20 protein-coding genes and 3 pseudogenes are annotated in these 18,470 nt (G+C 70.3%); 10 read left to right on the forward strand and 13 right to left on the reverse strand.

The features are described from left to right. Positions 1–13: 13 nt before the first annotated feature. The 3 genes and pseudogenes from AC1Z4A_RS28410 to AC1Z4A_RS28420 all read right to left on the reverse strand — a co-directional run. Positions 14–179 (reverse strand): annotated as a pseudogene (locus tag AC1Z4A_RS28410) (Tn3 family transposase); the annotation flags it as partial. A 150-nt stretch (positions 180–329) separates the two neighbouring features. Further along, positions 330–608: a hypothetical protein gene (locus AC1Z4A_RS28415; protein WP_483682717.1), complete on the reverse strand. Its 279-nt coding sequence runs from the start codon at positions 606–608 to the stop codon at positions 330–332. 327 nt (positions 609–935) lie between these two features. Next, positions 936–1,619 (reverse strand): hypothetical protein, encoded by a 684-nt coding sequence (locus tag AC1Z4A_RS28420; protein ID WP_483682718.1) that lies wholly within the window; start codon positions 1,617–1,619, stop codon positions 936–938. 140 nt (positions 1,620–1,759) lie between these two features. On the opposite strand from AC1Z4A_RS28420, the pseudogene AC1Z4A_RS28425 reads away from it, so the two are divergent. Further along, positions 1,760–1,888, forward strand: a pseudogene (locus AC1Z4A_RS28425) (IS256 family transposase); the annotation flags it as partial. 83 nt (positions 1,889–1,971) lie between these two features. Here AC1Z4A_RS28425 and AC1Z4A_RS28430 read toward each other — a convergent pair. Beyond that, the gene (locus AC1Z4A_RS28430; protein ID WP_483682719.1) at positions 1,972–2,646 is read right to left on the reverse strand and encodes a GbsR/MarR family transcriptional regulator; all 675 of its coding nucleotides are present in this window, start codon (positions 2,644–2,646) and stop codon (positions 1,972–1,974) included. 184 nt (positions 2,647–2,830) lie between these two features. Here AC1Z4A_RS28430 and AC1Z4A_RS28435 point away from each other — a divergent pair, with 184 nt between their 5' ends. Both AC1Z4A_RS28435 and AC1Z4A_RS28440 read left to right on the forward strand, forming a co-directional pair. After that, positions 2,831–4,021: a cytochrome P450 gene (locus AC1Z4A_RS28435; protein WP_483683760.1), complete on the forward strand. Its 1,191-nt coding sequence runs from the start codon at positions 2,831–2,833 to the stop codon at positions 4,019–4,021. A gap of 3 nt (positions 4,022–4,024) precedes the next feature. Next, positions 4,025–4,201, forward strand: coding sequence for a ferredoxin (locus tag AC1Z4A_RS28440; protein WP_483682720.1), 177 nt, complete (start codon positions 4,025–4,027; stop codon positions 4,199–4,201). Here the strand turns inward: AC1Z4A_RS28440 and AC1Z4A_RS28445 are convergent. The 3 genes from AC1Z4A_RS28445 to AC1Z4A_RS28455 all read right to left on the reverse strand — a co-directional run bounded on the left by AC1Z4A_RS28445 (position 4,176) and on the right by AC1Z4A_RS28455 (position 7,173). Next, positions 4,176–4,763: a histidine phosphatase family protein gene (locus AC1Z4A_RS28445; protein WP_483682721.1), complete on the reverse strand. Its 588-nt coding sequence runs from the start codon at positions 4,761–4,763 to the stop codon at positions 4,176–4,178. The genes AC1Z4A_RS28440 and AC1Z4A_RS28445 overlap by 26 nt on opposite strands. A gap of 435 nt (positions 4,764–5,198) precedes the next feature. Then, positions 5,199–5,729, reverse strand: coding sequence for a hypothetical protein (locus AC1Z4A_RS28450; protein ID WP_483682722.1), 531 nt, complete (start codon positions 5,727–5,729; stop codon positions 5,199–5,201). A gap of 184 nt (positions 5,730–5,913) precedes the next feature. Continuing rightward, positions 5,914–7,173, reverse strand: coding sequence for an MFS transporter (locus tag AC1Z4A_RS28455; protein ID WP_483682723.1), 1,260 nt, complete (start codon positions 7,171–7,173; stop codon positions 5,914–5,916). A 134-nt stretch (positions 7,174–7,307) separates the two neighbouring features. Here AC1Z4A_RS28455 and AC1Z4A_RS28460 point away from each other — a divergent pair, with 134 nt between their 5' ends. Continuing rightward, the gene (locus AC1Z4A_RS28460; RefSeq protein WP_483682724.1) at positions 7,308–8,243 is read left to right on the forward strand and encodes a LysR family transcriptional regulator; all 936 of its coding nucleotides are present in this window, start codon (positions 7,308–7,310) and stop codon (positions 8,241–8,243) included. Positions 8,244–8,286: 43 nt separating this feature from the next. Here AC1Z4A_RS28460 and AC1Z4A_RS28465 read toward each other — a convergent pair whose 3' ends face one another. Further along, a complete protein-coding gene (locus AC1Z4A_RS28465; RefSeq protein WP_483683761.1) occupies positions 8,287–9,111 on the reverse strand; it encodes an SDR family NAD(P)-dependent oxidoreductase in 825 nt (274 codons plus the stop codon). Positions 9,112–9,165: 54 nt separating this feature from the next. On the opposite strand from AC1Z4A_RS28465, the gene AC1Z4A_RS28470 reads away from it, so the two are divergent. Further along, positions 9,166–10,113 carry a helix-turn-helix transcriptional regulator gene (locus tag AC1Z4A_RS28470; protein ID WP_483682725.1) on the forward strand — a complete coding sequence of 316 codons (948 nt, stop codon included), beginning with the start codon at positions 9,166–9,168 and terminating at the stop codon, positions 10,111–10,113. On the opposite strand, the gene AC1Z4A_RS28475 is transcribed toward AC1Z4A_RS28470, so the two are convergent. After that, positions 10,050–10,775 carry an HNH endonuclease family protein gene (locus AC1Z4A_RS28475; protein ID WP_483682726.1) on the reverse strand — a complete coding sequence of 242 codons (726 nt, stop codon included), beginning with the start codon at positions 10,773–10,775 and terminating at the stop codon, positions 10,050–10,052. The genes AC1Z4A_RS28470 and AC1Z4A_RS28475 overlap by 64 nt on opposite strands. Positions 10,776–11,313: 538 nt before the next feature. On the opposite strand from AC1Z4A_RS28475, the gene AC1Z4A_RS28480 reads away from it, so the two are divergent. Next, positions 11,314–12,114 (forward strand): N-acetylmuramoyl-L-alanine amidase, encoded by an 801-nt coding sequence (locus AC1Z4A_RS28480; RefSeq protein ID WP_483682727.1) that lies wholly within the window; start codon positions 11,314–11,316, stop codon positions 12,112–12,114. Between the two features lie 53 nt (positions 12,115–12,167). Here AC1Z4A_RS28480 and AC1Z4A_RS28485 read toward each other — a convergent pair. Both AC1Z4A_RS28485 and AC1Z4A_RS28490 read right to left on the reverse strand, forming a co-directional pair. Continuing rightward, positions 12,168–12,383 (reverse strand): annotated as a pseudogene (locus tag AC1Z4A_RS28485) (helix-turn-helix domain-containing protein); the annotation flags it as partial. Continuing rightward, a complete protein-coding gene (locus tag AC1Z4A_RS28490; protein WP_483682728.1) occupies positions 12,384–13,001 on the reverse strand; it encodes a TetR/AcrR family transcriptional regulator in 618 nt (205 codons plus the stop codon). A gap of 96 nt (positions 13,002–13,097) precedes the next feature. Between AC1Z4A_RS28490 and AC1Z4A_RS28495 the strand changes: the two genes are divergently transcribed. Together AC1Z4A_RS28495 and AC1Z4A_RS28500 are read left to right on the forward strand one after the other, a co-directional pair. Further along, positions 13,098–13,535, forward strand: coding sequence for a nuclear transport factor 2 family protein (locus AC1Z4A_RS28495; protein ID WP_483682729.1), 438 nt, complete (start codon positions 13,098–13,100; stop codon positions 13,533–13,535). Beyond that, complete coding sequence (locus AC1Z4A_RS28500) at positions 13,532–14,428, forward strand: NmrA family NAD(P)-binding protein (RefSeq protein ID WP_483682730.1); 897 nt, start codon at positions 13,532–13,534, stop codon at positions 14,426–14,428. The genes AC1Z4A_RS28495 and AC1Z4A_RS28500 overlap by 4 nt, the downstream gene beginning before the upstream one ends. A 42-nt stretch (positions 14,429–14,470) precedes the next feature. On the opposite strand, the gene AC1Z4A_RS28505 is transcribed toward AC1Z4A_RS28500, so the two are convergent. Next, positions 14,471–15,181: an MBL fold metallo-hydrolase gene (locus AC1Z4A_RS28505; RefSeq protein ID WP_483682731.1), complete on the reverse strand. Its 711-nt coding sequence runs from the start codon at positions 15,179–15,181 to the stop codon at positions 14,471–14,473. Positions 15,182–15,293: 112 nt separating this feature from the next. Between AC1Z4A_RS28505 and AC1Z4A_RS28510 the strand changes: the two genes are divergently transcribed. Next, the gene (locus AC1Z4A_RS28510) at positions 15,294–16,049 is read left to right on the forward strand and encodes a dienelactone hydrolase family protein (RefSeq protein ID WP_483682732.1); all 756 of its coding nucleotides are present in this window, start codon (positions 15,294–15,296) and stop codon (positions 16,047–16,049) included. 133 nt (positions 16,050–16,182) lie between these two features. Here AC1Z4A_RS28510 and AC1Z4A_RS28515 read toward each other — a convergent pair whose 3' ends face one another. Further along, the gene (locus tag AC1Z4A_RS28515; protein ID WP_483682733.1) at positions 16,183–16,617 is read right to left on the reverse strand and encodes a VOC family protein; all 435 of its coding nucleotides are present in this window, start codon (positions 16,615–16,617) and stop codon (positions 16,183–16,185) included. A 199-nt stretch (positions 16,618–16,816) separates the two neighbouring features. Between AC1Z4A_RS28515 and AC1Z4A_RS28520 the strand changes: the two genes are divergently transcribed. After that, the gene (locus AC1Z4A_RS28520) at positions 16,817–18,460 is read left to right on the forward strand and encodes a M48 family metallopeptidase (protein ID WP_483682734.1); all 1,644 of its coding nucleotides are present in this window, start codon (positions 16,817–16,819) and stop codon (positions 18,458–18,460) included. The last annotated feature ends 10 nt before the right edge of the window (positions 18,461–18,470 follow it).

The raw sequence follows: 18,470 nt of genomic DNA on the forward strand, positions 1-18,470 counted from the left end.
GCTCCGCGAGGTCGTTGAGCCAGGTCACGCCGCGTTTGTAGCCGTAGTACCTGGGCGAGCGGCCGGTGTTGATGCTCTTGACGGGGACGACGAAGCGCAGGCCGTCGACGGAGGCGAGCAGCCCGCCCGCCCCACATCTGGGCCGGCTCGATCGAGGACTGGGCGGTGATGAGTGCGGCCGCCCATGAACTCCTTGGCTTCGATGAACGGCTCGTCGGTGACGGCTGCCTGCTCCTTGTGCCGGGTTCCGCCGCGGGGGCGGCTCGACAGGGAGTCGGACCCGCGCGACGGCTTTCGACATCTCCCGGTGGGCAAATCCAGCCGTGGTTTTAGGGCTGCTCCCAGGGGATGCGGCGCAGCCCGAGGTCGTCCAGCAGGTACGTCGCGTCGCTCCGGCGGATCGCATCAGTCGCGGCAATTGCTTCCAGTTCGCTCAGGAGGCGATCGCGGTCTCCTGCGGGCAGCTGCCTCAGCCAGTGCACGATGCGGGGGAAGTCCATGTCCAGGTTGGCGAAGTCGAGCGAGACCAGGATCTCGGCACGCACGTTCTCGTAGGTCGCCGGCTTCGCGCTCTTGAGAGCTCCCGGCTTTCTCCACTTGCTGAACACGGGACGCACTATACGTCGCCGGGAGGGGCGACCCTGCCGAGTTCATCCGCTCCTGCCTGTGCCGGCGGAATGCCGAGCACTTCGTTGCCTTCGCCGGCATCGCCGCGGCCCTCATCTGCTGTCGCCGACTCGCCGAATGAGCACTCGTCGGCCGGAGCGTGCAGGGATATTGGTGAGAAGTAAGAGCACTTGAAGTGGCGCGGGCTCGCAGTGATCGCGTGCGGGGACAGCACGGGCCCTTGGCAAGGTGACGGTGTGTTGATCCGAGAGGTTGATGCCGTCTGGAGGACGTGCTGCTGTGCCGTCCCCGAGGGCGCCGGACCCGCCTCAGAGCTGCTCCGGGACGACCTCCACGCCGGCCGCCAGCATCGCGGCGGTGACCCGTCGGGCCACGGCCTCGTTGCAGATCATCAGCATGGTCTGCGGATCGCCCCGGCGGCAGGGCAGGTGACCGCCGCCGGCCTCCAGCAACTGCCATTGGTCGCGTTCCGTGGTCCACAGCGGCTCGAGTTCGACCAGGGCGCGCTCGACCTCGGCCGCCTCGGCCGCAGCCCGGGCACGGCGGCCGGCCGGCGCTGTCGGCGGGATGGCGTGCAGGGCGACGCTCGTCAGGTAGCCGCGCCCGTCAGCGGGCCGGATCTCCAGCTCTGGAGGCCAGTGGTCGCCGAGGGCCTCCAGCACCTCGGCGGCCGGGTAGCCGAACAGGTCGACGTCTCCGAGGACGACGGGCGTGCCGCCCGGGACGCCCGACGCCGACCCGCCGCGGCTCAGCACGACGGAACGCAGCGGCAGTTCGCCGGGCCTGGCCGCGGCCCGGTCCGCCTGGTCCGCGTGGGCGGTCACTTCGACGTCGCCCCAGCGGACGGTGTGGATCCAGGGGGCTTCCGGCAGCGGCCGGACGCGACCGAGCCCCGCCAGGACCTCGGCCGCCGTCCGCTCGTCCGACCCGAAGCGGAGGGTGCCCGTGTCACCGGGCAGGGTGACCCCGACTCCGGGCAGCAACTCGAACATCGGCCGATCGTGCACCGGGGCCCGGCGAGGATGCAAGCGCCGCCGAGCAGGCCCGCCAGTTCGCCGGGGCTGATGCCCGGTTCCTCGGCGATACGTGGCCGTGCCTCCTGGAGGTGGCACCGCCGACCTGGCCAGGTCTTCAACTCGTCGAGTCCGCCCAGCAGCGGTGGCGGGCCGTTGACGCACCCCGCCTCGTCGCCCTCGTCCGGGCAGGTGCCCGTTTCGAGCGCGGCCGGCTCGTCGAACGCCACGAGGCGGTCGCAGCGTGAGCACCCTCGCCCAGGCCATCAGCACCAGGCGGCTGGACCTGCTGCCGCTGCATGTCGAGCACGTCGAGCACGTCTGAGATCCATCACGACAGGAGGACACGCCAGCGGTCGGCCGACTCCATCATGTCCAGGGTGACCCGTTCCAGGAACGCGCCTGCCCTGGTCAGCCGTTGCCCGGCAGGCTTGTCGAGCCCGACCGTCTGCGCCCCCGCCATCGCGGCCTGCGCCGACTCGAGCGTCTGCCGCGCGCTGATCACGACCGAGTGGTACCAGGCGTCGTCGTCGACCACGTAGATGTCGCGACGCCGCTGCGGATCGCGTTCGCGCCAGACATATCCCTGCTGGACCAGGGAGTTCACGGCCACGGAGACGGAGGCCGGGCTGACCTTCAGCCTGCGGGTCAGCTCGGCCGCGGTGCGCCTGCCGTCCTCGGACAGCAACAGGTCGACGTGTACGCGCGCTGTCATCCTGGGCATCCCCGACCTCACCGCCAGCTCGATGATCTCCTCTTCCACCGCGCCGACCGGTGCTCCGGCCGCGTGCGGGGAGGCAGGTGTGTCACGCCGCGCCCGCCGGGATGTCGCCTGGTGCGCCTGCTGGGACCGGTAGCCGCCGGGTCCGCCGTTGCGTCCGACCTCCCGGCTGATCGTCGAGGTCGGCCGGTCGAGCCGCCTGGCGATCTCGGCGTAGGAGAGCCCGTCGGCGAGTCCGGTCGCGATGCGCTGTCGGTCCTGCTGGGTCAGTCGTCCTCCTGGCATGCCGTCAGTATTGCCTTTGCCGTCATTCATTGCAACGCAAGCGTTGCATTCGAGCGCAGCGTCATTGCATCAATTTGCCGCCGTCTACCTGGGTAAACGCCTTTCAGTGGATTGACGCAATTCTGAATGCAACGTAGCTTTCGAGGTGTGTCAAACACGTACTATCGCGAGATGGGGAATGGCCGTGCATGAATCCGCCCACACCGTCACGACGCTGCCGACGACGCGTCAGCCCGGCTGCCCGTTCGACCCGCCGGCAGAGCTGATCGACGCTCGCCGGCACGGCCCCATCAGCCGCTGCACCCACCCCGGCGGCAAGCCCGGCTGGCTGATCACCGGGTACGACCTGGTCAGGTCGGTCCTGGCCGACTCGCGGTTCAGCTCGCGCAAAGAACTCATGAACGTCGTGGACTTCGAGCTTCCGCCGGCACCGCCCGGCGAGTTCCTCCTCATGGACGACCCACAGCACCGGCGCTACCGGAAACCGCTGATGGGCAAGTTCACCGTACGGCGGATGCGACTGCTCACCGAGCGCGTCGAGCAGATCACCGCCGACTGCCTGGACGCCATGGAGAAGGCCGGGCCGTCGGCGGACCTGGTGACCGCGTTCGCCAAGCCCATCCCCACCATCGTGATCTGCGAGCTGCTGGGGGTGCCGTACGAGGACCGGGGCTCCTTCCAGGAGCAGATCGACGCGTTCATGGGCGGGGAGACGAGCGACGAGGAGCTGATAGCGGCCTACACCGCGACCCAGGACTACCTCGCGGAGCTGGTGGCCGCCAAGCGCGCCAACCCCACCGACGACGTGCTCAGCGAACTCACCGACAGCGATCTGACCGACGAGGAGCTGAAGGGGATCAGCCTGCTTCTGCTGTCGGCCGGGCTCGACACCACCGCGAACATGCTGTCCCTCGGCACCTTCGCGCTGCTGCAGAACCCGGCGCAACTGGCCGCGCTGCGCGCCGATCCCGCCCTCACCGACCGGGCCGTAGAGGAACTGCTGCGGTATCTGAGCGTCGCCAAGCAGTTCTGGCGGACGGCGCTGGAGGACGTCGAGCTGGGCGGCCAGACCATCAAGGCCGGCACGACGGTCGTCCTGTCGTACAACACCGCCAACCGCGACCCCGAGCGCTTCGCCGATCCCCATGTGCTCGACTTTCAGAGGCAGGACGGCGGTCACCTGGCCTTCGGTCACGGCATCCACCAGTGCCTGGGCCAGCAACTGGCCCGCGTCGAAATGCGCGTCGCGCTCCCTGCCCTGGTCAACCGCTTCCCCGCACTGCGCCTGGCCGTACCGGCCGAAGAGGTCGCCCTGCGCCCGGAGACCGCGGACATCTACGGGGTGAAGAGCCTCGCGGTCACCTGGGATGCGTGACCGATGAGGATCGGTGTGGACGCCGAGCGCTGCATCGGCTCCGGAATGTGCGCGTTGACGGCCGGCGAGGTGTTCGACCAGCGTCAGGACGACGGCAAAGCAGCGAGCGCTGGTGCCAGGTGCCGCGACGCCGCGGAGAGCCACCAGACACCCCCTAGGGGACGTTCCAGGCTGAGATGAACGGCTGCCCGTCCTCGGTGGCCAGGAAGCTGAGGGTGCCCGGATGCGGGTGTCCGAGCAGCCGGCTCGCGGACGCGTCGAGGCCGAGCCAGCGCACGGTGAGAACGCGGGCGAGATGGCCGTGCGCGACGACGGCGACATCGCCCTCGCGCAGGAGCGGACGGATGCGGTCCAGCACCGCGTCTGTCCGTGCGGCCACCTGCTGGAGCTGCTCGCCGGGATGATCGGCGTCGCCGGGAATGACGCCGTCCCGCCACAGGTCCCAGTCCGGCCTCAACTCTTTGATCTGCTCGGCGGTCAGGCCCTCGTAGCCGCCGTAGTCCCATTCCAACAGGTCGGGATCGGGCTCGGCGCTGGTCAGGCCGGCCAGCTCGGCTGTCCGCATGGCACGGCTCAGCGGGCTGCTGAACACGGCGACCAGATCGCGGCGTGCCAGCCTCGGTGCCAGAGCCCTGGCCGCCGCCTCACCCTCGCCGGTCAGCCGCACGTCGGTCCGGCCGGCATGCCGGCCCGACAGGCTCCACTCGGTCTGGCCGTGCCGGATCACTATCAGCTCACCCATAGCCGCGCACGCTATCTGATCTTGTTGCACCCCGAGGCACATTCCTCGCCCTCGTCTGCGGCAGTGGAGTCGCCAAATGAGATGACCCCTTGGCGGTTGCAGCGGGCTGCCTTGAAGGTCAGCCCGCTGCTGCACATCGGCGTCACGAGACGTGGCGACGGTCCTCGACCATCCAGTCGTGACCCAGCTCGCGGCGCAGGGTGTCCAGCATGACGTCCACCCTACTCATGCCCCTGATGATGGCTTTGTCTCAGAGTGCGCTGTTGACGGACCAGGCGATCGGCTGCCGTGGCGCCGCTGTTGGCTGCGGCTTGTCTGAGGGACGTCGGGCCAGCCGCCGTCGAAGCCGCGAAAAACGCCCGATGCATCGGCAGCATCGGCAGCATCGGCGAACTCGGCGAAGTCCGTGTCGGCGATAGATGCGGTACGCCAGTGTCAGTCCGCATCGGACAGAGCTTCGGTGATCAGGCGGGTGGCGAAGTCGGGGTCGCCCGTGAGGCGGTTGATCTGCTCCGCGAGCAGGAAGGCGGTGGCTTCCAGGGGATTCATCTCGACCTCGGTCCAGAATCCGTACTGTTTGCGCCACAGGCTGGGACTCAGGCCCGTGCCCGCGGCGACGAGCAGGCCGGCCATGGTGGGGATGGCCTCAGGGCGAACACTCCTGGGCATCATGCGCATCGTCGCCACGAGGTTGGGCACCACATACGCGATGACGTCCTCGTCGTGCTGCTCGCAGGCCGTGCGCAGCCACTGCATGAACATGAAGATGAGCGTGCACGTGCCGTCCAGCACGTCATTGGCTCCCCCGGGCCCCAATGACGCGGTGACCTGGTCGATCAGCGCCCGTTGTCCCGGGTCGGTCTCGGTCTTGCCGTCGTAGATGCTTTTGAGCCGAGAGTCGATCATCATGAGCGCAGCACCCACATCACCGGCGGGAGCATGCTCGGGATCACAGGGCGATGACACAGGATTCCTCCTCATGTGACCCGCGGTGGGCAGCGCGGGTATGCCCGTACGGTAGACCGCCGATGAGACAGGGGTCTGACGAATCCAGGTGAAATCTCTTCAGGCTGCTGCCGTTTGGACGGTGTTCGAGCCGGGGGGGGGGCAGTCTGATCGCGGTGATGACCGTGACGGCCGTGACGGACCGTCAAGCGCGGCTCGGTGCCGGCTCCGGCTCCGGATCGGACTCGGAGAGAGGCGCTGCGGCGCGACGGGGGAGCAGCAGCGGGGTCGCCAGCAGGAGCACGCCGGCCAGGCCGACGGCCGTGCGCGGGCCGAGCAGGGCGCCCAGCACGCCCCAGACGGCCGTCAGCAGCGCGGTCGAGGCTTTGGTCGTCACCGCCCAGGCGGACAGCGTGCGGGCGACCCGGTCCGTCGCCGTGCGCTCGAGGCGGTAGGTGGCGTAGACGGGGTTGAAGACCCCGCAGCAGAAGATGAGCCCGAGTTCGACGCCCATCACCAGCAGCAGCCCTCCGGTGCCCGGCCCCAGGAAGGCCAGGCCGACGGGCCAGATCGCGCGCAGCGTCCCGGCCACGACCAGGATCTGGTGGTGCCCGAACCGGGTGACGAGCGGTCGGGCGAGCCGCGAACCGAGCAGGCCGCCGATCGAGGGCGCGGCGAAGGCGAGGCCGTACTGCCACGGTGCGAACCCGAGTCGGCCGAGCATCAGGACGGCCAGCAGCGGCTCGGCGGCCATCACCAGGCCGTTGAACAAAGCGGTGTTGAAGAACAGCGGACGCAGCGTCGCGTCGGCGAGGATGTACCGCCAGCCGTCGAGCAGGTCCCCGGCCCGCATGCGCGCGGCCTTCCGGCCCTCGGGCAGCGGCTCGTCCCCGCCGCCCGTCGCACGGATGCCCAGGGCCGAGAGCAGGTAGCTGACCGCGTCGGCCACCACCGTCGCCACCGGACCGAGGAGCCCGATCGCCGCGCCGCCCAGCGGCGGTCCGACGATCGTGGTCGTCCAGGCCGTGGACTCGAACCGGGCGTTGGCGACGAGCAGGACCTCGGCCGGCAGCAGCGTCTTCAGGTACGCGCCGGAGGCGGCGCGGAAGGTGATGTCGGCCGCCGCGACGACGACCGACACCAGCAGGAGCTGAAGGAAGGTGAGCACGCCGAGCGCGAACGCGGCGGGGATCGTCAGCAGCGCCGCGAACCGCACCAGGTCCATCGTGATCAGCACCGGCCGCTTGCGGCGGAACTCCACCCACGGGCCGAGCGGAACCGCCACGGCCGCGCCCACCGCAGCCCCCACGGAGGAGAGCGCGGCGACCTCGGCCGGTCCGGCGTGCAGCACCCGGATGGCGATCAGCGGGAACGCACCGAAGGCGAGCCACGTGCCGAGCGCGCTGGTCCCGTACGCTCCCCACAGCCACCCGAACCGCCGCCCCAGCCGGTACCCGCTCCTCATGCCCGACGCCCCCTCGCCACTCACCCGTACAACCGATTCGCGATCGGAAGCATCAAAGCTGGCGCCATATCCGGGGAGCAAACAACCGCTGGGCTGTCGGCCACAACCAGCGGTTGTGCCCATAGGGTGTCGGCGTGGACCTCGACACCGTCCGGACCTTCGTCGCCGCCGCCGACGCGGGGCAGTTCCAGGAGGCCGCCGCCGAGCTGGCGGTCACCCAGCAGGCCGTCTCCAAGCGCATCGCCGCGCTGGAGCGCAACCTCGGCGTGCGGCTGTTCACCCGCACTCCGCGCGGCGCCGAGCTCACCATCGACGGGCAGGCGTTCCTGCCCCACGCGCGTGAGCTGCTGCGCGCCGCCGACCGGGCCGTCGAGTCCGTGCGCGCCGGCCGCCGTCCGCTGCGCGTCGACGTGATTAACTCGCGCGGCGCGGCGTCGGGCCTGATGCGCGGCTTCCACCGCGCGCACCCCGAGATCGACCTCGACGTGGTGATGCTGTTCGAGATCGAGGCGGCCGTCGCCGCCATCCGGTCCGGTGCGATCGACGCGTCCTTTCGCGCCGTCGGCATGCCCGGCCGGCCCCTTCCCGAGGACATCGAGTCCGTCCGGGTGATCGACGAGCCGCTCCAGCTCCTCACCGGCCCCGCCCACGCGCTGGCGGGAGCGCGGTCGGTGACCGTCGCCCAGCTCGCCGGGCACCGGATCTGGATGCCCGGCCTCGCCCCCGGTACCGAGTGGACCGCCTACTACGACGACCTCATTGCCGAGTTCGGCCTCACCATCGAGGCGACCGGCCCCAACTTCGGCTCCGACGCGCTCCTCGACACCGTCGCCGACACCCCGGCCCTGGCCACCTTCATGGGCGAGCACACCCGCCTCGTCTGGCCCGCAGGCCACGGCCTGCGCCGCATCCCGGTGACCGACCCGACGCCCGTCTACCCGCACTCGCTCCTCTGGCACCGCGACAACCCCCATCCGGCACTGGCCGCCCTCCGCGCCCACCTCGCCGCCACAACGGCCGGCCACGACGCCGCCGGGACGTGGGTGCCGGGCTGGGTGATTCCGCGCTGAACGCCGCCGACACCTCGATCCTCCGCCTGATGACGGACGTCTCTCAGGCGCGCATGCCGCCGTCGACCCGGAGGACCGTGCCGGTGACGTACGAGGAGCGGTCGCTGAGGAGCCAGGCGGCGGCCTGGGCGATCTCTTCCGGATCGGCGGCGCGGCCCAGCGGGGTCTGCGCGTTGAGCTGTTCGATGGTGCCGGGTGACTTCTCATCCCACTCGTGCAGCATCTCGGTGAGCGTGGTGCCGGGCGCGATGGCGTTGACGCGGATACCCTCCGGGCCGTACGTGGCGGCTGCCGACGCGGTGAGGCTGTTGACTGCCCGCTTCGTCGCGCCGTACGCGGGCAGCTGGGGGTTGCCCATCAGGCTGCCGACGCTGGAGGTGTTGACGATGGCTCCGCGCTTCGCGGTGGCGCGGATGGCAGCGATCTCGGCGGTCATGGCCAGCCACGGGCCCTTGAGATTGACGGCGCAGACGTGGTCGAAATCGGCCTCCGACAGCTGGTCCATCGGACCGGGCGGCTGACCCGTCGCGCCGTTGTTGAAGGCCACGTCGAGCCGGCCGTACAGCTCCACGCACCGGTTGACGGCGGCACGGACGCTTGCCGGGTCGGCCAGGTCGCACACCACGTAGTCCGCGGTGCCGCCGGCCGTCCGAATCTCCTCGGCCACCGCCTTGAGCTGGGACTCCGTGCGTGCCGCGAGGAGCACCCGGGCACCCTCCCGGGCGAACAGCCGCGCTGATGCGGCGCCGATGCCGCGACCGGCACCAGTGATGAAGGCGACCTTGTCGGTGAGCAGACCCGAGGTCGTGATGGACGTGATCGGTGTGTTGTTCATGCCGACCAGCCTGGGCCCGGCCGCCCCGCTCATCCAGGCACCGGCAGTACCTGGCTGGGCGCCTCGGTGCTCGCGCACACTGGGGAGATGGATCGACGAGTACGACGAGAGCTTGGTGACTTCCTGCGCAGCAGGCGCGAGCGCATCACCCCCGCCGACGTGGGGTTGCCCGCCGGGGCGCGCCGCCGCACCCCGGGACTGCGTCGTGAGGAGGTGGCGCAGCTGGCGTTCATCTCGACCGAGTACTACACGCGACTGGAGCAGGCCCGAGCCCCACGCCCCTCCCGCGAGGTGCTGGCCCAACTCGCCCGCGCGCTGCGCCTGCCGGACGCCGAGCGCGCTCACCTCCACCACCTCGCCGGTGCCCCGCCCGGACCGCTGCCAGGGCCTTCGCGGGAGGTACGGCAGAGCATCGTCGACCTGCTGCAGCGGCTGCCGGAAGCCGCGGCGATCGTGATGTCCGCGACGTACGAGGTCATCGCCTGGAACGGCCTGGCCGCCGCCCTGATGGAGGACTTCTCCGCCCTGTCGCGCCAGGACCGGAACCTCATCCGGCGCGCCTTCCTCGGCCCGTACCGGCACGGCCGACGGCTGTACGGCGTCTCGGACGCGGACGAGTTCGCCCGGACCTCCGCTCAGCACCTGCGCGCCGCCGCAGCTCGCTACCCCAACGACCCGGAGGTGGCCGGTCTGGTCGAGGAACTCCTCGCCGGCAGCGAGGAGTTCACCCGGCTCTGGGCCACGCACGACGTGGCCGCCCGCCCCACCCTCTGCAAGACCTTCGAGCACCCCCTCGTCGGCCCCGTCGCCGTCAGCTGCGACGTCCTGGATATCGCCGACCGGGACCAGCAACTCGTCATTTACACCGCCGCCCCCGGTTCGCCGTCGGCAGAGGCACTGCGTCTGCTGTCCGTCGTCGGCACTCAGCAGATGGACGTGCCCGGCTTCTGTAGCAGGTCAGAGCCTGACGCTCAGCAGTCGTCCAGCGTGGTTTCCAAGGTGTCTTTCTCGTCCTTGGTGACCGACAGGCCGTAGTGATCCTTCACGGCGATCCATGCCTGGCTGTACGTGCACTCGGCAGAAGCGGGCAGCCATTTGTCGGGTCCCTTGTCGGCCTTCGCCCGGTTGCTCGACTGGGAGACGGCGATCAGCTGCGGCGAATAGTCGATGTCGTTGGCGAACTTCTTGCGCTTGGCGTCGTCCCAGCCGCTCGCGCCCGAACCCCACGCGGCCTTGAGCGGCACGATGTGGTCGATGTCGACCTTGCTGGGGTTGGTGATGATGTCGCCGTCGTACTCGCTGTACCACTTACCCTTCGTGACCTTGCAGGGACCGTCCAGCTTCACCGGCTCGTCGGACTGGTTCTGCAGGACGATGTCACGGGTCTTGCAGTTGTCCGGGCCCTGCCTGGTCCAGCAGGAGGCGCCGAACTTCTTCCTGTCGTATCCGGTTGCGTCGTAGGCCTTCACCGACAGGCCGCGCAGCAGGCCCACAGCAGTGTCCCGGTTGGGGATGCCGTTCGGCCACTTCTCGGGGACCGCTGCACTCGGGCGAATGCCCCTGCTCTGCGGCGTGGCAGTGCTGCTCTCTCCTGCTCCTTCACAGGCGATTTCGTCGTCGTCCAGCACCGCCGCGGCGGGAGACGGCGGCGCGGATCGCGCGGCTGCGACGCCCGGGAGCGCGGCGAAGAGGGTCACAGCGGTTATGACGGACACGATTCTCGGACGCCAGTGCGAACGTGGGCGCATGGTGATGTCTCCTCCAGCAGGTCCCCGATGTGGATGTCAAGAGGACTTGCCGACGAAGTGAGTAAATACGCTGCTATGTCGATATATTCATTCCTTTGGTCGAGTGGCTCGGTGGGCCCGGCGACGGGACGGAGTTCGGCGGAGTCAACGACGTCGCAATCGACGGCACCAGCACCCCCCAACATGCAGCGCGGTGCTCGGCCGGGCGGCTCAGGATGTTGCTCCGGTGCGCACGTTTCGCTGGTCGCGCCGTGAGCGTCACTTCCCGGGCTGGTACTGGGCGGCAACGTCAGGACGGCACGCCCGTGACGCGCCCGGCTCCATCCACCCGAATGCGGTCCGTGTCGTCCTCAGGGTCCGCGGCCAGGGCATGCAGATTCTGAGCTGCACCCCGCTGGACTCTCGGACCGTCACGGACCGAGCCGTCCTGCCCTTTTCCGCTCCGGTGCCGTCCCGGCCGGAGCCTCGGCCACGCCCTGGAGAACCTATGGCACGCATGCCCGGCGCCGCCTGGCGGCCCGTCGTCAACGCCCACAAGAACGGTGTCCTCGAACACCGTGGCCTGGTCCTGCACGTCCAGGACGACACCAACAGCCCCTACGGCTACTTCAACAATCCCGCCAACTCGGTCAGCTCCGACTTCTGGGTCAGCACCATGGGCCGGATCGAGCAGTACGTCGAGACCGGCGTCGACTACGCCTTCGCGCAGCATCTGGGCAACCCGTACTACGCCAGCGTGGAGACCGAAGGCCACCCGGACACCCCGCTCACCGCCGCCCAGGTGGAGGGGGTGGCGCACATCTACGCCTGGGGGAACTCCACCTTCGGCTGGCCGCTGGACGTCGTGGACAGCACGACCCAGCCCGGACTGACCTGGCACGGCGTGGGCGGCGACGCCTGGGGCGGGCACCCGCACTGCCCCGGTGACAAGCGCAAAGCACAGCGCGGCCGGATCATCGCCCGCGCGACGGAGATCCTGGCGCTCGACACGCACGGCGAGCCCAGCATCGACCTCGGCCGCCTCATCACCCTGACCCGCTCCGACCCGGGCGCCGCGCAAGACCACCCGACTTACCCCGACGGCGTCCGCCTCGTCGAGGGGGCGCTGCACGCCGAGGGCCTGCTCGACACCATCAACAACGACGGCAACTTCGAGTGCCTCACCATCACGGCGTACGCGGCGTGGCAGCGGCACCTCGGCTACGAAGGCGCCGCGGCGGACGGCGTCCCCGATCAGCTGTCCCTGACCAAGCTCGGCCGGAGGCACGGCTTCACGGTCACCGCCTGACCGAGCAGGTCGACATCAGCAGGCTTACCGACACGCCACGAGCCGGTCCACAGCGGACTGATCACGTACCGTGACCCGCTTGCGCCACGCGAGGCCAGGGCCTGCACGCCGCGGTCCCGCCACAGCTGGTGCCACTGGCAGGCCGATTCCCGGCTCACCCGCAGCCACCGCGCGGCCTCCGGCGGCTTGATCTTCTACTCGAACAACTCGACGGCCTGCATCCGAACCGATTCGCGGCGCTGACGCCCCGCGGCGGTCCGCCCGCCCCCCTAGTCCGGACGGGAAGCACCCGGGCGGGACGTGTCCGGGTTCCGGGCCACGACTCTCCCGGCGTAGTCCGCCAGTTGGGCCCGCAGCCTCTCGCGCGACGTGCCGTCCTGACCGGCCAGGCGCTCCACGAGGTCGGCGCGGGTGGCGGCGAGCAGGGCATGGGCGGTGAACCCGGCGTCGGTCAGGCCCGGGATCTGCTCCAGCACGGACCGGAGCAGGCCGTGCCACCGCTCGTAGTGCTCCGCCTGGTACAGGCTGCCGCTCCCGCTCTCCTCCAGGGCCAGCGCGAGGCGGCGGTTGTCGAGCTTGAAGCACAGGACGGCGTCGAGCAGGGCGGGTACGCGCTCCTGCGGCGGGGTGGCGGGCCCGAGGGGTGGCGGGCCCGCTTCCACGGCCTCCCTGATCGGTTCGAGCCGGGCCTCGTACAGCGCGCGGAGCAGGCCGGCGCGGTCGCCGAAGGCGCGGAAGAGCGTTCCCTTGCCGACCCCGGCGGCCGTCGCGATGTCGGCCATCGTGAGGTCCTCGGGGCTCTCGGAGCGGGCGAAGAGAGCGTCGGCGGCCTCCAGGACGGCCTTGCGGTTACGGGCGGCGTCCTTGCGGGGTTTGCGCTCGGTCACGCGGTTCCTCCAATTGAAAAGCGGACCCGTAGTCCGTATCGTCGTCATCGACGAACCGGACCCAGGGTCCGTATTCTATGAGGGCGGAGGACACTCATGTCTGTACCCGTATCGATCTCTCCGGCGGATCTGTACCGCCACAGCCTGCGACTCCTGCTCGACAAGGACATTCCCGGCTGGGTCGGCCTGTGGGCCGAGGACGGCGTGATGGAGTTCCCGTTCGCGCCCCCGGGTTGGCCCGCGCGGCTGGAGGGGAAAGATGCCATCGCCGCCTACATGGGGCCCTACCCCGACCACATCGATCTGCACGACTTCCCCGAAGCCGACCTGCGGATCCACGAGACCGCCGATCCGCGGACCATCGTGGTCGAGATGCGCGGCGTCGGCCGACTGGTGGAGACCGACCGTCCCATCGACATGACCTACATCGCGGTCGTCACCGTCGACGAAGGGTGCATCACCTCGTACCGCGACTACTGGAACCCCCTCGCCGTCCTCGAACCCGGCATCGACTTCGCCGGGAGCAGCCGATGACCGCCGTCGGCACTTCTCCGGTCACCGACAACACCTCTCCGGTCATCGGCACCACGCTCGTCATCGGTGCCACCGGCACCACCGGCAGCCGCGTCACCGCGCAGCTGACGGCCGCCGGTCACGCGGTCAAGGCGGCCGGCCGCAGGGCAACGCCGGTGGCCGGAGCGGAGGCGGTCGCCTTCGACTGGTACGACCCCGGAACCCATAGCGCCGCCCTCGACGGCGTCGGCGGCGTCGATGCCGTCGACCGCGTCTACGTGATCCCGCCCGTGGGCGATCCCGACCCCGCTGCCGTCGTCCTGCCCTTCCTGCGCAGGGCCCACGCCGCCGGTGTACGGCGCGCGGTGATCCTGAGCGCCTCCTCCATCCCGGAGGGCGGACCGGCCGTGGGCCTGGTGCACCAGGCACTGCCGGGCATCTTCGACGAGTGGGCGGTGCTGCGGCCGTCCTGGTTCATGCAGAACTTCACCGGCACGCACATGCATGCCCTCAGCATCCGCACGGACGGCACCCTCCTGACCGCCACCGGGACCGGCCGGGTCGGATTCGTCGACGCCGAGGACATCGCGGCCGTGGCCGTCCACGCCCTGACCGACGTGCACGCCCCCAACACCGATCTCGTCCTCACGGGACCCGAGACGCTCAGCTATGACGACATCGCCACCATCGTCACCGAGGTCACCGGCCGACCCGTGGTCCACCGTCGGCTGTCCTACGAGGAGATGCGCGACCGGCTCACCGCACTGATGCCGGAGGAGTTCGCCGCGATGCTGGCCGGCATGGACCGGGCCATCGCCGAGGGGGCGGAGGACCGGATCACCGACTCCGTCCAGCGCGTCACCGGCCGGTCCGCACGCACCTTCCGCGCCTTCGCGGATAGGGAGCTGCGATGAAGCAGTTTCGCGTCGCGGCCGTCAACGAGTGGCTGTGACCGTTTAGAGTTCGACCTGCTCGCCGGGCTTGAGCAGATGCAGCCGGTCCGCGAGCCCTGCCTGAGCGAAGGCCGGTTCGAGGGTGTCGGGGCCCTGCGTGAAGTGCGCCCAATGCTCGAAGTGCAGAGGGACGACGTGACGTGCGCCCAGGATCCGGGCCGCCTCGGCCGCGCCGTCGCTGGGCAGGGTGAGGTAGGCGTCGCCGACCAGCGGAGTCCGGGCCCCGCCCGCGAACAGGACGGCGATGTCGATCGGGCCGAAGCGGTCCGCGATCCGGCGCACGACATCGAGCGAGGCGTTGTCCCCGCTGACGTAGACGGTCGGTTGGCCCTCGCCCTCGATCACAAAGCCGGTGACCTCGCCCACGAGGTGTTCGCTGCCGTCGGGCCCGTGCTGTGCCGGCACCCCCGTGATGCGCACGCCGCCTTTGAGGTCGTACGAGTCCCAGTTGGCCAGCGCCCGAACGGGACCACCGAGCCGCTCCCGGGCGGATCCTGTGGACAGGACGAGCGGGGCGTCGAGGGCGTACGTCCGCCCCGCCGCGTCCAGGTTGTCGGGGTGCTGGTCGTGGGAAAGCAGCACGGCGTCCACGGCGCCGACCTCGGCGGCGGTGTGCCGAGAAGCGGTCAGCATGGAGGGCGTTGGGTTGATCACTCGGGGAGGCGGACGCCGTCCCCTGGCCGGCCAGGCGCTGGTCGCGGCGGGGTTGATCATCACTGCTACGGTTCGTACCGGTGATCGTAGGTCATCGCCGGTCGATCTCCGGCTGACCTCCACCCTGACAGAGGCTGTGCACTCGCATCAGCCCAAGGAAGGAAGGTCCGCCATGCCCACCAAGACCAAGACGCTGCAGATTCCCACCGCGGACGGCCAGGCCGACGCCTTCGCCGCCTTCCCCGACCGTGGCGAGCGGCACCCGGGGGTGCTGCTGTACATGGACGCCATCGGCCTGCGGCCCGTGCTGAAGGAGATGGCCCGCGAACTGGCCGAACACGGCTACTACGTGCTCGTCCCCAACCTCTTCTACCGGCACGGCCCGGCACCGGTGGTCGAACTTCCCGCGCGCATCGGAGGAGAGAGCCGGCCCGCTCTCTTTGCCCAGCTGATGCCCTTGATCGAGGCGCACACCACCGAACGTGCCCAGCGCGACGCCGACGCCTACCTCCGGTTCCTCACCACCCAGCCCGAGGTCGGCGCCGGACCGGTCGCCGCGATCGGCTACTGCATGGGCGCCGCCTTGGCGATGCGCACCGCAGCGGCCCACCCCGACCAGGTGGCCGCCGTCGCCGGATTCCACCCCGGCTTCCTGGTCACCGACGCGCCCGACAGCCCGCACCGCCTCGTCTCCAAGCTCACCGCCCAGGTCCATATCGGCCTCGCCGAGGGCGACTTGACGCCCGAGGCCATCGGCGAGCTCAACCAGGCCCTGGATGCCGCGGGTGTCGGCTACACCACCGAGGTCTACCCCGGCACCGTCCACGGCTTCACCATGTCCGACACCGAGGCCTTCAATCCCTCCGCGCTCCGGCGTCACTGGGACCGCCTGCTCCCCCTCCTCGACCGCACCCTGACCAACAGCTGAGAACCCGGCTTGGAAAACAAACCTGCGTGACCCCGAAGGAAACGGTCTTGAGCTGTCCGGATGGACAGGCAGGCGATGGAGGACGCCCGGCGGTGGCCGGCCGGGCCCTCTCCCGGCTGTCGCTGCAGGATGCTCAGTCGAGACAGAACTCGTTGCCCTCGATGTCCTGCATGACGATGCACGACTCGTTGTGGCCATCGGCACGCAGCAGTTGCACGCGTATCGCGCCGAGCGCGACCAGGCGTGTGCACTCGGCCTCGAGTGCGGCGAGGCGCTCTTCACCCACGAGCCCGGTGCCGACCCGCACATCAAGATGCAGCCGATTCTTGACGACCTTGCCTTCGGGAACGCGCTGGAAGAACAGTCGCGGGCCCACACCTGAGGGATCAATGCAGGCGAACGCTGAACCCTGATGCTCGGGCGGCAGCGAGCGATCGAATTCGTCCCACGTAGCAAACCCCTCCGGCGGCGGCGGTACGACGTACCCCAACACCTCGCACCAGAAACGGGCGACGCGCTCAGGTTCTGCGCAGTCGAAGGTGACCTGGAACTGCTTGATCGATGCCATCGGCCCACCGTAGCAGGGGGGCTCTGTCGCTCATTTCCCGGTGGGGATCCGCATGTTGACGGGAGGACGGCCCTTGCGAGCCGACGGCTGTGCCCGCCGCAGTGGATTCGGCGTACCGCGAAAACATCCGCACGACCGCCTAAAGCCCACGTAAAATCCCCGCGTACTGATTTTTCTGCATGTGGGGGGACTCTGCCCTGTGGGCACTTCTCCGCGCGCATTGCGCGCGCTTGTGCTGCTGGCCGGCTTCTATCTGCTCGCGCTTGTCGTGCTCGGCGTGTTCGTCGGCATCGACGTGGCGGTGTGGACGCGGGCGCCGGTTCTGGCAGCAGTCAAAATAACCGCGGTCACCGTGGTGTTCGGCTTGCCCGTGCTGAAGGGCGTCTTCGCGCTCGGCACGTCCAAGGGCAGCGAGGAACACGGGCTGCCGGTGACCGAGGACGGGCAGCCCGAACTGTGGCGTGCCGTACGGTCGCTGGCCGAGCGGTCGGGGACGCGGGCGCCGGACGAGATCATTCTGACCGGGGACGTGAACGCGGCCGTCTCCGAGGACACCCGGCTGCTGGGCCTGCTGCCCGGCCGGCGCCGCCTGTACCTCGGCGTACCCCTGCTGACGGGCCTGACCGAGCTGCAGCTGCACTCCGTCATCGCGCACGAGCTCGGCCACTACGGCAGCGCGGACACCCGCGTCGCCGGCATCACGCGGCGCGGCCGCGACGCCGTGCTGCGGACGGTGGAAGCGTTCCAGGAGCGCGAGCAGAGGGCCGTCAAGGACGAGCGCTCGCGGCAGGAGCGGGCAGCCGCCAAGAGGCTGCGCAAGGGCAAGAAGCCCCGGAAGGTCAACACCGGCGGTGCCGGGTTCGGTCACCGGATGATGGCCAAGCCGTTCCAGGCGTACGCACGCTTCTATCTGTGCGCCACGCACAGCGTCGGCCGGAAGCAGGAGCTCGCGGCCGACCGGCTGGCGGCCCGGGTCGCGGGCCGCGATGCCACGGCCTCGGCGCTGCGGGCGATCGCAGCCCTCGACGCGGCGCACGAACACTACATGGACCGGTACGCCACGCTGGGCGTCCCGGCGGGCCTGCTCCCGCCGCGGGGCGAGGTCTTCGGCGGCCTGCGGCACCTGCTCGCCGACCCGCACCGCCAGGCGGACCTGGCCGGGCTGCGCGGCGAGTTGCCGCCCGACGAGGTCTCCCCGTACGACTCGCACCCGCCGGTGGCCGAGCGCGTACGGCTCATCGAGGAGCTGCCGGACGACGGCATGGCGGCGGCACCGGCGCGCCCCGCACTGGAGCTGCTGCGCGACCCCGAGCGGGTGCTGGTGGACCTGGAGGGCGCGGTCCTCACACCGGAGGCGCTGGCCCTGGAGCGGGTGGAGTGGCGGGAGCTGACACACCGTGCCGCACACGCGCTGACGCAGAAGGCCGCGCAGCCGCTGCGCTCGGCGATCTCGGAGGCCGGACTGTCGGCAGGCCTCGCAGCGGACGACCTGAACGCCCTGCTGGACGCCGCCGACGCCGGCCGGCTCTGGCAGATTGCCGATCGCCTGCCCAAGTCGCCCGAGGCGGCGCAGGCGACGGGCCGGGCCGCACGGGAGTTCCTGCGGCCCGCACTGGAGGCCGGCGTGAACCGGCTCGCGGAGCTGGCCCTGGCGGAGGAGGCCGGGGCGTACTGGGAGCTGTCCTGGTCCGCACCTGCCCGGCTGGTGCTGCCGGGGGCCGGGGACGTGGAGGACGTGGTGACGGCGGCGGTGCGGAATGCCGTCGCGGACGTACCGGACACGCTGCCCCTGCGCACGCTCCTGGCCGACCGGGCCGACCGACTCGATACCCGACGACCGTAGAAACCCATAC

The organism is Streptomyces sp. 17_S59, assembly GCF_056930295.1.